Origin of the sequence: Mycobacterium sp. MAA66 (assembly GCF_041261665.1) — a bacterium.
Lineage (GTDB): Bacteria > Actinomycetota > Actinomycetes > Mycobacteriales > Mycobacteriaceae > Mycobacterium.
The window spans coordinates 998,926-1,013,379 of record NZ_JBGCCC010000001.1; the positions used below are offsets into that span (position 1 = coordinate 998,926).

The following is a 14,454-nucleotide window of genomic DNA, read 5'->3' on the forward strand; positions in this document are numbered from 1 at the left end:
ATCGCTTACCGTGCCGCAGCGTTAGTTCATCGACGTCAGGCCGCCCTGGGCCCGACGGGTGCCACGGCTGAACCGTCATCGGTTTGCTCGACTGCTCTACGCAGCTCCCACCGGCGTAACGCGAGCCGGCCCGGCTCTTCGATCAGCGCGTAACTGACTGCCGCCATGACCAGACCGAACGCGAGCGTCAGTACCAACACGATCACAAAACCGCCCGTCGAGGCCTGCCGATCCAACATCGCCAACGCCATGTCCAAGGCGGCCAGATGCCACAGAAACAACCCGTAGGACCACCGGCCCACCGTCGTCATCGCCGTGCTGCTGAGCAACCGGTGCCGGGCATCCGGCCGATCAAGCACCAGCGGAGCCAACAGGCAGCCCGCGATGACCGCACCCAGCAGCGTGCGAATGATGAACTGGTCGACCGTCGCATGCTTGAAACTCGGCGGCACCACCAACGACGATGCCGCGACGAGGTAGGCCGCACCCCCGACACCGGCCAGGATCAGCGGCCGGCGCGCCAGCCAGTGTGTCCAGCTGTACGGACGATACAAACACTCCGCCAACAACATTCCAACGGCGAACCATGCGGCGTACGCGGGCGCCCAGTTCAACGGATTGGCACCGTTATGGGTGGGGATCGGTAGGTATCCCCAGCCGAAACTGAGGAGCGCGACCAAGCTGATCACCGGCACCCGCGCGCGCACCGGCAGTCGCGCGGCCGCCATCGCCAACAGCGGTAGCGCCAAGTAGAAGCTCATCTCGACCGACAGGCTCCACATCTGGCTGAGCCCGGCATAGAGGGTCCGCGGCACGTACACCTGCATCAGCGTCAAGTTCGCGATCCACACCGATGGGCCGGCCCTACGCGCGTCGGGCAGCAGGGTCAACACCACCAACACCGTCGCCAGATAGGCCGGCATGATCCGGACCAGACGGGAACGCAGATAGGGAGCCGGCTGTGGTTTGGGGCGCAGACCCCGCGCCGCCGCCGCATGCGACCGCCACAGCAAGAAACCCGACAGCGCAAAGAACACTGCCACCGCGAGATCGAGACGGATCAACAGCCGGCCACCCCAACCGTGCGTGGTTCCGGTCTGCAGCGCCACATGGGTGATGACCACTCCGATCGCCGCGCACGCGCGCAACCCCTCCACCGCCGGCAGGTAGCTGCGGGTCCCGCCGACGGGCTCCGGCCTCGGTTGGGTCACAAACGATAAGTGTGCCCGACTCCCCTGTTCGCGACGGTGCAGAGCCGCACAACCGATATCAGCTCGACGGATGCCACCGGGCACTGGCGCGCCAGCACAACCCGCCACCTACGCTGGCAACCGAACATAAGTCGTCTCATCCTCGCCGAGAGAGGAGCGTGATGGTCGACCTGGACCAGCTGCTCGCCGCCGATGCGCCGCCGGACGAGCTGTGGCGCACCGACCCCGACCAGTACTGGCGCAAGCTCGATCAAGCCGTCGGCGACCGTGACAGCCCGGTGGCAGCAATCAGCCTGCCGGCGCTGCGGCACAACGTCGACGACCTGCGCGACCGGGCCGCCGGCGTGCCCCTGCGGATCGCGTCCAAGTCGCTGCGGGTGCGCTCGATCATCGACGCCCTGGTCCGGCTCGACCATGTCGTCGGTGTGCTCGCCTACGACCTGGCCGAAGCAACCTGGCTGGCCACCGATCACGCCGGCCGCCCCGGCATCACCGACGTGCTGATGGGCTATCCGTCGACCAATCGTCGGGCCATTGCCGAGCTCTGCACCAATTCACCAGCTCTGCAACGGGTTACCGTCCTGGTCGATTCGGTCGAGCAACTCGACCTGATGGACGCAACGTGCGCCCCCGGCCGGCGTGAGCCGATACGAGTGGCCATCGACCTCGACGCGTCGCTGCGACTGCCGGTGATCGGTGACGTCGGAGTACTTCGGTCGCCGGTGCACACCACGGGTCAGGCGGTACGACTCGCTCGGACGATCGTCGACCGACCGGGGTTCGCACTGGTCGGTGTGATGTCCTACGAGGCACAGGTGGCCGGCGTCGGTAACGACGTGCCGGGAAAAGCCTTGGAGAACAATCTGATCCGAACCATGCAGCGATTCTCGATGAGCGAACTGCTGGCGCGACGCGCCCGGGCGATCACCGCGATCAGAGAGCTGGCCGATCTGGAGATGGTCAACGCCGGCGGGACCGGATCGATCGAGGCCACTGCCAAAGACCCGATGGTCACCGATATCGCCGTCGGAAGTGGGTTCTTCGGCGGTCATCTGTTCGACAACTACCACCACTTCTCGCCGGCACCCGCACTGGCTTTCGGCCTGGCAGTGGTGCGCAAGCCCCGGCCCGACGTGGTGACCTGTCATGGCGGCGGCTGGATCGCCTCGGGTCCTCCCGGCATCGACCGACTGCCCAAGGTGGCCTGGCCCGCCGGACTGGAGTACCAGCCCCGGGAAGGCGCCGGCGAGGTGCAGACCCCGCTGCGCGGCGAGGCGGCCACCCGACTGCACATCGGTGACCGCGTGTGGTTCCGGCACACCAAATCCGGCGAACTGGCCGAACACGTCAATACCATCGCCCTGGTCGACCAAGGACTTGTCGGCGAGGTCGAAACCTATCGCGGCGAAGGGAAGGCGTTTCTATGACATGGCAGAACTGGGGCCACACCTACAGCGCCAACCCGACTCGGGAGTTGGCCCCGGCCGACGTCGATCAGATCAGCGAAATCGTCTCCGCAACAAGGAAATCCGGCGGTACCGTGAAGACGGTCGGCGCCGGGCACAGCTTTTCGGCGATCGCGGTCCCCGGTGACACCCTGCTGCGTCTGACCAACCTGCGCGGCCTGGTCGCCGTCGACGGCGACCGGGTCACCTTGCGGGCAGGCACCCATCTGCACGAGATTCCCGCGCTGCTCGCGCCCCATGGTCTGGCCATGACCAACCTCGGCGACATCAACAAGCAGACCGTGGCCGGGGCAACGTCCACCGGGACACACGGCACGGGCCTGAATTTCGGCGGGATCAGCACCCAGATCACCGGTATGGAACTGGTGGACGGCACCGGAGAGCATCGCTCGATCACCGATGAGTCCGAGTTGCAGGCCGCGGCACTGGGTTTGGGCGCGCTCGGGGTGATCACGGCCATCACGCTGCAGTGTGTACCCGCCTTTTCCATCGAGGCGGTCGAGGGGCCGGCCCGCATCGACGACGTGCTGGCCGATTTCACCCGGTCGGTGCACCAGACCGACCATTTCGAGTTCTACTGGTTCCCGCATACCGATGCGGCACTGACCAAACACAACCGCCGCATCGCCGGGCTCGCCACGGCGTCCGGTCCCGGCCCGCTGCGCCGCTACATCGATGATGAACTGTTGAGCAACAAGGTGTTCGGCGCGCTGTGCCGACTCGGTGCCACAGCCCCCGCAGTGGTTCCGCTGGTCAACAAGATCTCCGGAAACGTGCTGTCGGGCCGGAGGATCGTCGACTCCTCCGCGTCGGTGTTCACCAGCGATCGCAACGTGCGGTTCCGCGAAATGGAATACGCGGTGCCGCTGGACCGTCTGCCCGAGGCATTCGACGGGGTGCGAAAGGTCATCACCGACAAGGGCTATCGAGTCAGCTTCCCCATCGAGGTACGGGTAGCAGCCGCCGACGACCTGATGTTGTCGACGGCATCGGGCCGCCAGAGCGGGTACATCGCGGTGCATCGGTACCTCCGGGACCAACCCGACGACTACTTCCGCGACGTCGAGGCCGTGATGACGGGACTGGGCGGGCGGCCGCACTGGGGCAAGATGCACACCCGCGAAGCGGGCTATCTACGCACGGTGTACCCGCGGTTCGACGAGTTCCTCTCAGTCCGAAACCGATTCGACCCGGACCGGGTGTTCGCCAACGACTACCTGCGCCAGGTGCTGGGCGACTGAACCTGCCGATGTACAGCCACATCTTCCCGGCCGCGCTGATCGTCGCGCTGTCACCGATGTCGATACTGCCGCCGATTCTGGTGCTGCTCTACTCGGACCGGCCGCGCACGGCGGGCGCGACGTACCTGATGGGCTGGCTCGTCGGCATCACTCTGGTGCTCAGCGTCGTGGTGACGATCGGGGCGCACGGGCAGCAGAGTCATGCCGCGGCGGCCGGCACACAAAGCCGATTACAGATCGGCATCGGGGTGGCACTGATCGCCCTGGCCGTCCTGACCTGGTGGCGACGTGACAAGCACGCCAACGCACTGAGCGCACTGGATCGATTGCAGAACGCATCACCGTGGGTCACCGCCCTGATCGGTTTCGTTCTGACGGTGGCAAATCCGAAGTTCATCCTCGCGTGCGTCGCCGGCGGCGTGGCCATCAACGCCAATGCCAGTAGCCCACTGGAAACAGCCGCCGGCATCGGATGCTTCGTCGTCGTGGCCGGATCCACCACGGCCGCACCGATTCTGCTCCAACTCGTGTCGGCTCGCTATGCCGACAGCTGGCTCGAGGGGATGCGCCACTGGGTGCACCGACACACGGCGGCGTTGACGGCCGGGACCTTGTTGTTCGTGGGCATAGTCCTCATGCTGGTTTCGCTGGGCACGCACTAGTCACGGGATGAGCACCGAAGATCCCACGCTGCGCCCCGATTCCAGGGCCCGGTGTGCAGCCACCGCGTCGGCCAATTCGTAACGCTGGTTGATCTCCACCTTGATCCGACCCGCGGCGACATGGCCGAAGAACTCATCGGCCAACTCGGCGCGCTCCGCAGGGTCGTGAATGTAGTCGGCGAGCGCGGGCCGGGTGACGAAAAGTGAACCCTTGGAAGCCAGTTGCATCGCATCGATGGGCGGTATCGGTCCCGATGCGGTGCCGAAACAGACCAACAGACCCCGACGGGCCAGGCAGTCCAGCGATGTCTGGTAGGTATCGGCACCCACACTGTCGAAGACCACCGGAACGCCCGTGCCGTTCGTCACTTCGCGAACACGGTCGACCAGGCTCTCGCGGGTGTGAATCACCACCTCATCGCAGCCGTGGGCACGCGCGGCGGCGGCCTTCTCCGGCGTCGACACACTGCCGATCACCTTGATTCCCAACAGGCGTGCCCACTGACAGAAGATCTGCCCAACACCACCGGCCGCCGCGTGCAGAACCACGGTATCGCCGGCCTTCAATGGGTAGATGCGTCTCAGCAGGTACGCCGCGGTCAGCCCACGCATGGTCGACGCGGCGGCGGTATCGAACTCCACATCGGGGCGCAGGCCGATCAGATGCTCGGCCGGCATGACCCGTGCGGTGCTGTAGGCGCCCAACGGGCTGCCGGTGTACGTGACACGGTCGCCGACGCCCAAACCCGCGACGGCGGGACCGACGGCGTCGATGACCCCGGCGGCCTCGACCCCGATACCCGAGGGCAGCGGCGCCGGGTAGATCCCGGTTCGGAAATAGATGTCGGCGAAATTCAAGCCGACCGCCTCGTGCCGGATCCGTACCTGACCCGGACCCGGCTCGCCCACGTCCACCTGCTGCCAGCGCAGCACCTCTGGGCCGCCCGTCTGCTGAAATCGCACGGCATGCGCCATAGCCCACTCCCTGAAATCGATCGACCGACGTCTCGTCGGTTCTAGCTCGACGATAGGCGAGTCTCGGGTGGCATACTTATCCTGAGGGGACAGATTTCTAATCATTTGGGGACACATATGGGGCATCAACCGCTGGCTCGGTATGCCGCGTTGAGCGGTATCGGTCCAGTAGCCGAAGCCTTCGGCATCGAACTCGATGACCTGTTCCTTCCGTCGGGCCTCGATCCGGCTGACCTGGCCCATCCCGACCGCTGGATACCGGCCGCGGCGGTCGCAGAGGTGCTCGAACGCGCCGCATCGATATCCGAACAGCAGGACTTCGGATTGCACCTCGCCGAGCACCGTCGACTGGGTCATCTCGGACCGCTGGCCATGGTGATCCGGGAGGAACCCGATCTGCGCGCCGCCCTGCAAACCCTCGGCCGACACAACCACATGTACAACGAAGCGCTCCACATGAAGGTGCTCGAAACCGGCGACACGGCAACGATCCGCGTCGCCTTTCAGTTCGGGCAGCCCCAGCCGGCCCGGCAATCGGTCGAACTCGCCACCGCGACCCTGGCCGTCACACTGGCCGAGCTGGCCGGTGACCGCTGGCGACCTTTGGCCGTCGACTTCTGCCACCCGTCACCGACAGATACCGGTCTGCACGAAGAGGTTTTCCGCACCCAAGTCCGGTTCGGCCAGGAATCCAACGGCATCGTGGTGCGGTCGACCGATCTCGATGCACCCAACATGCTGGCCGACCCGCTGCTGCTCTCGTACGCGCAGCGGCTCCTCGACAGCCAAGGGAGCGACACCGAAACCGTCCGGCACACCAGGGAACTCATCGAGCTGCTGCTGCCGGCCGGGCGATGCACCATCGACCAGGTAGCCCGCAGCCTGGGGCTGAGCCGCCGCACCCTGCACCGCAGACTCCGGGCGGCAGACACCACGTTCACCGACATCCTGGACGACACCCGCCGAGACCTCGCCCAACGGCTGGTGAGCAATCCGGACAATTCGCTGACCGACGTGTCGATGCTGCTGATGTTCTCGACACCAGGCAATTTCACTCGGTGGTTCACCCAACGGTTCGGCGTTGCCCCGCGCAGCTGGCGACAATCACTGGCCGGATCCTGAGACTCGGACTCATGCTGCCCTGTTCCGCGCGCCACATTAGGGTGTCGGCAATGAAGCTCACGTGTTCGAAGGCAGGTGCGCGCGCGGTCCGGGCGCTGTCCCTGGTGCACGTCGCAGCCCTGATCGTTGTGCCGATCGCCGACGCCGACGCCGGTACCCCGGTCGTCCAATTGCGGCCGACGGTGATCGCTCAACTGCCCCACGACGACACCGCGTTCACCGAAGGCCTTTCGCTGGACGGCGCAAGCCTTTTCGAGAGCACCGGGCTGGAGGGACAGTCCCAGCTGCGTGAACTCGACCCGACGACCGGAGCGCTACGACGCTCCGCGACCTTGCCGCCGTCCTACTTCGGCGAAGGCATCGCCGCGGTCGGTGACCGGATCTGGCAACTGACGTATCGCAACGGCGTCGCCATCGAATGGGACCGGGCCACCCTGTCCCGGCGACGCGAAGTCCCCCTGACCGGCGAAGGCTGGGGCCTGTGCCTGGCCGGTGACCACCTGGTCCGCAGTGATGGCACCGCGCACCTGCATCTGCATGACCCGAGCGACATGCATGAGACCGGAATGATCACCGCGACGCTCAACGGCACCGAACTTTCCGGGCTCAACGGCCTCGACTGCGTAGGCAATCAGATCTGGGCCAATGTGTTCCCCACCAACCGGATCGTCAGGATCGACGCACCCACCGGCGCCGTCACCGGGGTGGTCGACGTCGAAGGATTGCTGGATCCGAAACTGGCCGACAACATCCACATTCTCAACGGCATCACCCACGTCGACGACACTCAGTTCCTGATCACCGGCAAGGACTGGCCGAACATGTACCGGGTGACCTTCGACCCGGCGTGATCGCCGCGCCGAAAACTCGGGTGCACCCAAGCGCACCCCGTGTCACGATCCTCGGTATGCCCAGCTCCTTGATCGAGGTTAGACGGAACTACACCGCCGCGCAGGAAGTCGCCATCATCGACGCCGTCCACCACGCGCTCGTGGCCGCGTTCCAGATTCCGGCGGTGGACAAGCATGTTCGGCTGGTCGTGCATGAACCGCACCGGTTTTCGCACAATCCCGGGCTCACCCACCCGGACCGGTACACGCTGGTCACCGTCGACTGCTTTGCCGGTCGGTCGACCGAGGCAAAGCGTGAGCTGTACCGGAACATCACCAACAACCTTGCTGCCCTTGATATCCCGGCCGACCATGTGACCATCCTGGTGCGAGACAGTGCCACCGAGAACTGGGGCGTCCGAGGCGGCCACGCCGCATGCGACGTCGATCTGGGCTTCGACATCAACGTCTGAGGCACCGCCACCAGCCGGCGTGGGCCGACCTCACGGTCGGCGATCGAGCGGCCTGGTTTACCGTGGCCGCCGGCGGTAGCGTGAGTCCATGGCTACCAACACCGACGTCCGTACCCAGTCCGTGTTCGACCAACAGATCTCCGCCACCCAGGCGTATTTCGACAGTCCCCGTTTCGATGGCATCGTCCGGCTGTACAGCGCCCGGCAGGTCGTCGAGCAGCGCGGCACCATCGCGTCGGACTATCCGATCGCCCGGGAGGCCGCGGCAGCGTTCTATCCACGGCTGCGTGAATTGTTCGGGCAACGCAAGTCCATCACCACCTTCGGCCCGTACTCCCCCGGCCAGGCGGTGGTGATGAAACGTATGGGAATCGAAGGGATTTACCTCGGCGGCTGGGCCACCTCGGCCAAGGGCTCGATCAGTGAGGACCCGGGGCCAGACCTGGCCAGCTACCCACTCAGCCAGGTCCCCGATGAAGCGGCCGGGCTGGTGCGGGCCCTGCTGACCGCGGATCGCAATCAGCAGTATCTGCGCCTGCAGATGACGCCGGCGCAACGTGCGGCCACACCCGCCGTCGACTACCGGCCCTTCATCGTCGCCGATGCCGACACCGGCCACGGTGGAGACCCGCACGTACGCAACCTGATTCGACGTTTCGTGGAATCCGGGGTGCCCGGATATCACATCGAAGACCAACGACCCGGCACCAAAAAATGCGGTCACCAAGGCGGCAAGGTGCTGGTGCCCTCCGACGAACAGCTCAAACGCCTCAACACCGCACGGTTCCAGCTCGACATCATGGGGGTGCCGGGAATCATCGTGGCCCGTACCGACGCCGAGGCGGCCAACCTGATCGACAGCCGCGCCGACGAGCGTGACCAGCCGTTCCTGCTCGGGGTGACCAACCTACGGATCCCTTCCTACAAGTCATGTTTCCTGGCCATGATGCGACGCTTCCACGACCGCGGGGTCACCGACCTGCGCGGCCACCTGCTCTACGCGCTGCCCGACGGTGAGTACGCCACCGCTGATGCGTGGTTGGACAGCCACGGCATCGCAGGCTTGGTCGACGATGCGGCCAATACCTGGCTGGATCAGCCGGACCAATCCGTGGACGGCCTGTTCGACACGGTCGAGTCCAAGTTCGTCGAGGCCTGGCAGGCGGACTCAGGGCTCAACACCTACGCCGAAGCCGTCGCAGAACTGTTGGAGTACCGGGCCAAAGAAGGCGAGGAAGCGCCGGCCATGACGGCCGCGGACTGGCGAAAGTTCGCCGCCCGGGCCTCGCTGTACACGGCCAGGGAGAAGGCACGGGAGCTCGGCGCCGACGTCGCCTGGGATTGCGAGCGCGCCAAGACACCAGAGGGCTACTACCAGGTGCGCGGCGGCATTCCCTACGCGATCGCCAAGTCGCTGGCCGCTGCGCCGTTCGCCGACATCCTCTGGATGGAGACCAAGACCGCGGATCTGGCCGACGCCAAGGAATTCGCCGATGCGATCCACGCCGAGTTCCCCGACCAGATGCTGGCGTACAACCTTTCTCCGTCCTTCAACTGGGACACCACCGGTATGAGCGACGACGAAATGCGGGCCTTCCCAGAAGAACTCGGCAAGATGGGGTTCGTCTTCAACTTCATCACCTACGGCGGCCATCAGGTCGACGGGGTGGCCTGCGAGGAATTCGCCACCTCGCTCCGCCAGGAGGGCATGCTCGCCCTGGCCCGGTTGCAACGCAAGATGCGCCTGGTCGAATCCCCTTACCGCACACCGCAAACCCTCGTCGGCGGCCCACGCAGCGATGCCGCGCTGGCCGCCTCCTCCGGCCGCACCGCCACCACCAAGGCGATGGGCGCCGGCTCCACCCAGCATCAGCACCTGGTGCAGACCGAGGTGCCGAAGAAGCTCCTCGAGGACTGGCTGGCGGTGTGGGGCGATCACTATCAGATCGGTGAGAAGCTCCGGGTGCAGTTGCGTCCGCGCCGCGCTGGTTCGGACGTGCTGGACCTGGGCATCTACGGCGACGGCGAAGATCCACTGGCCAACGTCGTCGTCGACCCGATCAAGGATCGGCACGGCCGCAACATCTTGACAGTGCGCGACCAGAACACCTTCGCCGAGAAGATGCGCCAGAAGCGACTGATGGATCTGATCCACCTGTGGCTGATCCACCGGTTCAAAGCCGAGATCGTCTACTACGTCACCCCGACCGAGGACAACATCTATCAGACCGAGAAGATGAAGTCCCACGGCATCTTCAGCAATGTCTACCAGGAGGTCGGCGAGATCATCGTCGGCGATGTGAACCAGCCACGCATCGAGGAATTGCTCGCGCCCGATGGTGCGGCGCTGGGACGGTTGATCCGCAAGGAGGATTAGCCTCACCCCGGCGGACCGGGATAACAATGGAAGCCATGAGTGAGGCGAAGACCGGCCGCCCGACAAGGGATCTCGCGGTCGACTACTACCGCGTCTCCGGTGTCGTACTGATCGTCCTGGGGCACTGGCTACTGTCGTGTGTCACCTTCACCGGCGGCTCGTTCGGGCTGCAGGACCCGCTGGCGGACCTGCCGTGGACGCAGTGGATCACCTGGCCGCTGCAGGCGGTACCGGTGTTCTTCCTGGCCGCCGGATACGCCAGTGCGGTGTCGTGGTCGCATTGGTGCGACGACGCCGGGATGTCCCGGCAGGCCTGGGTGCGCAACCGGTTGTCCCGCGCCCTCGGCCCCACCGGCGCCTACCTGGCGTTCATCTCTACGCTCGTCGTCGCCGCCGGCTTGTTGGGCGCGCCCGCTCGGGTGCTCGAGTACGCCGGCTGGGCGGTGGCGATGCAGCTGTGGTTCCTGGCCGTGTACGTCATCGTCGTCTACCTGACGCCGATCGCCATTGCCACCCACCGACATTGGGGACTGTGGGTGCCCGCCGCACTGGGGCTCGGCGTGATCGGCACCGACGTCTTGTCGATCGGCGCCCAAGTGCCCTACCTCGGCTGGCTGAACTACCTGTTCTGCTGGTGTGCGATGTACCAACTTGGTATCGCCTGGCACGCGGGGATGCTGGCCGGTCGTCGCGCCGTGGCGCTCGCCGTCGGTTCCGCCGTCGCACTCGGATTACTGGTCGGCGTAGGCCCGTTCCCGGTGTCCATGATCAGCGTCACCGGTCAGACAGTGCAGAACTCGTCGCCGCCGTCGGTGGCGATGCTGGCGCTGGGGTGCCTGGAAACCGGCTTGGCGGTGGCGCTCGGACCGGCGCTCAACCGCGCACTACGGGGTCGGCGAGTGCAGCAGATCCTGTCGGTGGCCAACACCAACGTGATGGCGTTGTACCTGTGGCACATGGTGCCGGTGGTCGTGGTCGCGGCAGCGCTCTACCCCGCCGGGTTGATGCCGCAGCCCGACGAGGGCAGCATCGCGTGGTGGGCGGTGCGGCTCCTGTGGCTGAGCATCCTGGCGGTGGTGACCGCGGTGGAGATGGTGATCCTGTACCGGCTTCGGGGATTCTTCGCCGCGCCGCTACTGGCGATCCGGGTGCCCGGCGGGCCAGTGCTGACCGACATCGCGATGCTGGTCGGCATGGCCATGACCGCCTACGGCATCGGATTCGTATCGGCCCGGGGGTTCGCACCGGGCGGACACTTCCCCTGGCACGCAATGCTGATCTTCGCCGCCGGGGCGGTGTTGGTGGCGCTCACTCCCGCACCGAAACCTGTTGCAGCGCAGCCTCAATGAGGGCGGTCAGCTCGTCGGCGCGGTAGCGGCCCGGTCCGGTCCGTCCGCGGACCGCACGCCGCCCGAGCGCGGCGAGCGCGGAGTTGACCGGCGCGGGGATGCCGCAGCGGTGGGCTATCCGGACGATCTCGCCGTTGAGGTAGTCGGTCTCGGCATCGCCGGTCTGACGCTGTAGTGACTGCCACGTCGAGTTGGTGGCACCGGCCGCCAGTCCGGGAACGTCGCGCGGATGCGGCCCGTCCACACGCGCGGCGCCCGAGACCTCGAACGAGATGGCGTCAATTCCCGCACGCCGCAGCACCTCTTGGCCCTCGGATCTGGCCGACACGGCTATGGAGGCAACGGCACCGTCATCGCCGAGCAATGCTCCGACGACGTTGCCGAGGTTGCTGAGCAGCTTGTTGTATTTCCATGGCGCCACATCGTCGGGGACAGTGACCCGAATACCCGCACCCGTCCAACTGCGCGCAACCTCGTTCAGCAGAGCACCGTCCTGCGCGTCGGTCAGGGATGCGGGCCACCGCGCCACATGGAACTGGCCGACGACCGGCCACGAACGAACGATCACCTCGCCGGGCTCCAGGTGCAGGGCCGGCAGCCAGACGCAGACCCCGTATACCCGGCGGAAGTACCGCAAAGCCAACTCTTCGGCGGTCACCCCGTTCAGTGCGGTCAGCACCGGCAATGTCTGTGCCGCCGTTGATGTTCCGCCGGTCGACAACGTGACCGGCCGATCGACCCACTCGCGCAGCGCGGCATCGAGTTGCTGGGTCTTGGTCGCGAAGACCAGCACGTCCTGATCGGTCAGTGCCACCTGTTCCGCGTCGGAAGCAACCTGCACCGGCACTTGAACCACGCCGTCGGGGGTGCGCAGAGTCAATCCTCGTTGTGCCAGCACCTCACCGTGCCGGCCGCGAGCGACCAGCAGCACGGCAATGCCGGCCCGGGCCAGCACCGCGCCTACGGTGCCACCGATTGCGCCGGCGCCGATCACCACATAGCGGCGCACCACGACCTACTTGCTCCGGACCGGAACCGGCGTCGAATCCGGCTCGGCGGCCCCGAAAATGGAGACCGCAACCGCGCCGGCCACCGCTGTGGCGAAGGCCAGCATGACCAGCCAGCCGTATCCGGGTCTCGACGAATCGCCCAGCAGCACAACGCCAACGACGCCGGGCACCACCGTCTCGCCGACCACCAACGCGGCGGCCACACCGTTCACCGAACCGATCTGCAGCGCCACCGTGAACAGATAAAACCCGCCGCCTCCGGCCACCAGGATCGCCCACAGCGCCGGATCGGCCAGCAGCGCATCGACCTTCAACGGGTCCAGTCCGTGCACGATGCGCACCGCCACCGCCATGGCCCCGTACAGCACCCCGGCAATCAGACCCGCGCCGACCGCGGCCCAGCTGCCGAGCGCTCGCACGAGCACCACGCCTACGGCCAGGATGATCAGCGATACCAGCAGAACACCCCAGTGCATGCCCACGTGCGGATGAGATTCCCCGAGGCGACCCGTGGTGAATCCCAAGACGCACAGCGCCGCCAGGACCATAGCGATGGCTACCCAGTCCCGGGACTTCAGCCGTACCCGCAGCACCACCGTGCTGAGCACCGCGGTCACCACGAGGTTTGCGCTCATGATGGTCTGCGACAGGAACAGCGGTATCAGCCGCGCCGAGACCAGCGTTCCGACAAAACCGAGGCCATCCAGAGCCATGCCCGCCACGAACGTGGGAGTCATCATGGCCGCAGCGGTCGAGTGCAAGGTGGGCCCACCGCCCGCGGTGACCGTGTGGTCAGGCGCTATCGCCGATTTTCGTGCACCGTAGGACTGCAGAACCGATGCAGTGCCATAGCTGAAGCAGGCCAGTAGCGCCGCGGCTATGCCGATCAGCACCGGCAATCCTCGTGCTGGACACTTCCGAATTTCAGCCGATGCGTCATGGGCCAATTGTAGGGAGCCGTCCTGTCCGGCCGCTCGGACCACCGTCCCGCCAAGGCTGAGCCGGTCCGCGGGTTTGGGATGCGAGTTCTCCGGCGGCCTCACTGATCGCCTTGAAGCGTTTACCCGTCAACGTGATCCAACGCGGGGCTCGATAGCCCCGCCCCGCCCCAATACCATCAGTAACATGGTCCTCATCTGTCACACGACAAATGAGGCTGGGCATGCACGCTAAATGGCGTTCTGCGGCGGCGCTGACCGCCGCCATCGCGCTGAACTGGGCGTCTGCCGACCTGACCCAGGCGGCTCCGCCGCCGGCGGCCAAGGACTTCTCCCGGCCGGCAATCGTGATCCTCGGCTACGGGTTGCAGCCCAACGGTCTGATGCGCCCAATTCTGCGTCGACGTGTACTGACCGGTCTGGCCGTGGCCCAGCGGTACCCACAGTCGCCGGTCATCGTCACCGGCGGCAACCCCCAGAACGGTCGCACCGAGGCCGACGCCATGCGAAACATGTTGGTTCTGCTGGGTTTCCCGGCATCGCGGATCATCATGGAACCGCGCGCCAACAGCACCGTGCAGAACGCACAGTTCTCGGTGCCGCTGGCCAAGCAGGCCGGCGCCTCGGGCATCATACTGGTCACCTCATCGACCCACCAGGACCGCGCCGACGGCGATTTCGTCGATGCCGGCGCCAATCTGCTTGCCACCGTGAGTTTTCCGGATGGCAATCCGAGCCAGGACATCAACCAATTCGTGCGGGACGCCATGAGTCCCTACGTGAACCTGAGCTGAACCGAG

At 66.1% G+C, this 14,454-nt stretch carries 13 protein-coding genes; 9 read left to right on the top strand and 4 right to left on the bottom strand.

Annotated features, from left to right (window positions below):
* Nucleotides 1-35: 35 nt before the first annotated feature.
* Nucleotides 36-1,211, bottom strand: coding sequence for an acyltransferase family protein (locus ABIA30_RS04900; RefSeq protein ID WP_370062591.1), 1,176 nt, complete (start codon nucleotides 1,209-1,211; stop codon nucleotides 36-38).
* 161 nt (nucleotides 1,212-1,372) lie between these two features.
* Between ABIA30_RS04900 and ABIA30_RS04905 the strand changes: the two genes are divergently transcribed.
* From ABIA30_RS04905 to ABIA30_RS04915, 3 genes are read left to right on the top strand one after another with little or no spacing between them, the layout of a single operon-like run.
* Complete coding sequence (locus ABIA30_RS04905) at nucleotides 1,373-2,638, top strand: alanine racemase (protein ID WP_370062593.1); 1,266 nt, start codon at nucleotides 1,373-1,375, stop codon at nucleotides 2,636-2,638.
* The gene (locus ABIA30_RS04910; RefSeq protein ID WP_370062595.1) at nucleotides 2,635-3,918 is read left to right on the top strand and encodes a D-arabinono-1,4-lactone oxidase; all 1,284 of its coding nucleotides are present in this window, start codon (nucleotides 2,635-2,637) and stop codon (nucleotides 3,916-3,918) included. The genes ABIA30_RS04905 and ABIA30_RS04910 overlap by 4 nt, the downstream gene beginning before the upstream one ends.
* An 8-nt stretch (nucleotides 3,919-3,926) precedes the next feature.
* Nucleotides 3,927-4,580 carry a GAP family protein gene (locus tag ABIA30_RS04915; protein ID WP_370062597.1) on the top strand — a complete coding sequence of 218 codons (654 nt, stop codon included), beginning with the start codon at nucleotides 3,927-3,929 and terminating at the stop codon, nucleotides 4,578-4,580.
* Here ABIA30_RS04915 and ABIA30_RS04920 read toward each other — a convergent pair whose 3' ends face one another.
* A complete protein-coding gene (locus ABIA30_RS04920; RefSeq protein ID WP_370062599.1) occupies nucleotides 4,581-5,555 on the bottom strand; it encodes a quinone oxidoreductase in 975 nt (324 codons plus the stop codon).
* Nucleotides 5,556-5,672: 117 nt separating this feature from the next.
* On the opposite strand from ABIA30_RS04920, the gene ABIA30_RS04925 reads away from it, so the two are divergent.
* From ABIA30_RS04925 to ABIA30_RS04945, 5 genes are all read left to right on the top strand, one after another.
* Nucleotides 5,673-6,677: an AraC family transcriptional regulator gene (locus ABIA30_RS04925; RefSeq protein WP_370062601.1), complete on the top strand. Its 1,005-nt coding sequence runs from the start codon at nucleotides 5,673-5,675 to the stop codon at nucleotides 6,675-6,677.
* Nucleotides 6,678-6,727: 50 nt separating this feature from the next.
* On the top strand, nucleotides 6,728-7,528 hold the full coding sequence (locus tag ABIA30_RS04930) for a glutaminyl-peptide cyclotransferase (protein ID WP_370062603.1): 801 nt from the start codon (nucleotides 6,728-6,730) through the stop codon (nucleotides 7,526-7,528).
* A gap of 56 nt (nucleotides 7,529-7,584) precedes the next feature.
* Complete coding sequence (locus ABIA30_RS04935) at nucleotides 7,585-7,980, top strand: tautomerase family protein (protein ID WP_370062605.1); 396 nt, start codon at nucleotides 7,585-7,587, stop codon at nucleotides 7,978-7,980.
* Nucleotides 7,981-8,068: 88 nt separating this feature from the next.
* Nucleotides 8,069-10,357 (top strand): isocitrate lyase ICL2, encoded by a 2,289-nt coding sequence (gene aceA, locus ABIA30_RS04940; protein WP_370062607.1) that lies wholly within the window; start codon nucleotides 8,069-8,071, stop codon nucleotides 10,355-10,357.
* A 35-nt stretch (nucleotides 10,358-10,392) separates the two neighbouring features.
* Entirely contained in the window at nucleotides 10,393-11,706 is a 1,314-nt protein-coding gene (locus ABIA30_RS04945) for an acyltransferase (protein WP_370062609.1), read from the top strand.
* Here ABIA30_RS04945 and ABIA30_RS04950 read toward each other — a convergent pair.
* Nucleotides 11,666-12,715: a ketopantoate reductase family protein gene (locus ABIA30_RS04950; RefSeq protein WP_370062611.1), complete on the bottom strand. Its 1,050-nt coding sequence runs from the start codon at nucleotides 12,713-12,715 to the stop codon at nucleotides 11,666-11,668. The genes ABIA30_RS04945 and ABIA30_RS04950 overlap by 41 nt on opposite strands.
* Before the next feature lie 6 nt (nucleotides 12,716-12,721).
* On the bottom strand, nucleotides 12,722-13,609 hold the full coding sequence (locus ABIA30_RS04955) for a hypothetical protein (RefSeq protein WP_370062613.1): 888 nt from the start codon (nucleotides 13,607-13,609) through the stop codon (nucleotides 12,722-12,724).
* Nucleotides 13,610-13,878: 269 nt separating this feature from the next.
* On the opposite strand from ABIA30_RS04955, the gene ABIA30_RS04960 reads away from it, so the two are divergent.
* Nucleotides 13,879-14,448, top strand: a complete 570-nt coding sequence (locus tag ABIA30_RS04960; protein ID WP_370062615.1) for a YdcF family protein — start codon at nucleotides 13,879-13,881, stop codon at nucleotides 14,446-14,448.
* Nucleotides 14,449-14,454: the final 6 nt, after the last annotated feature.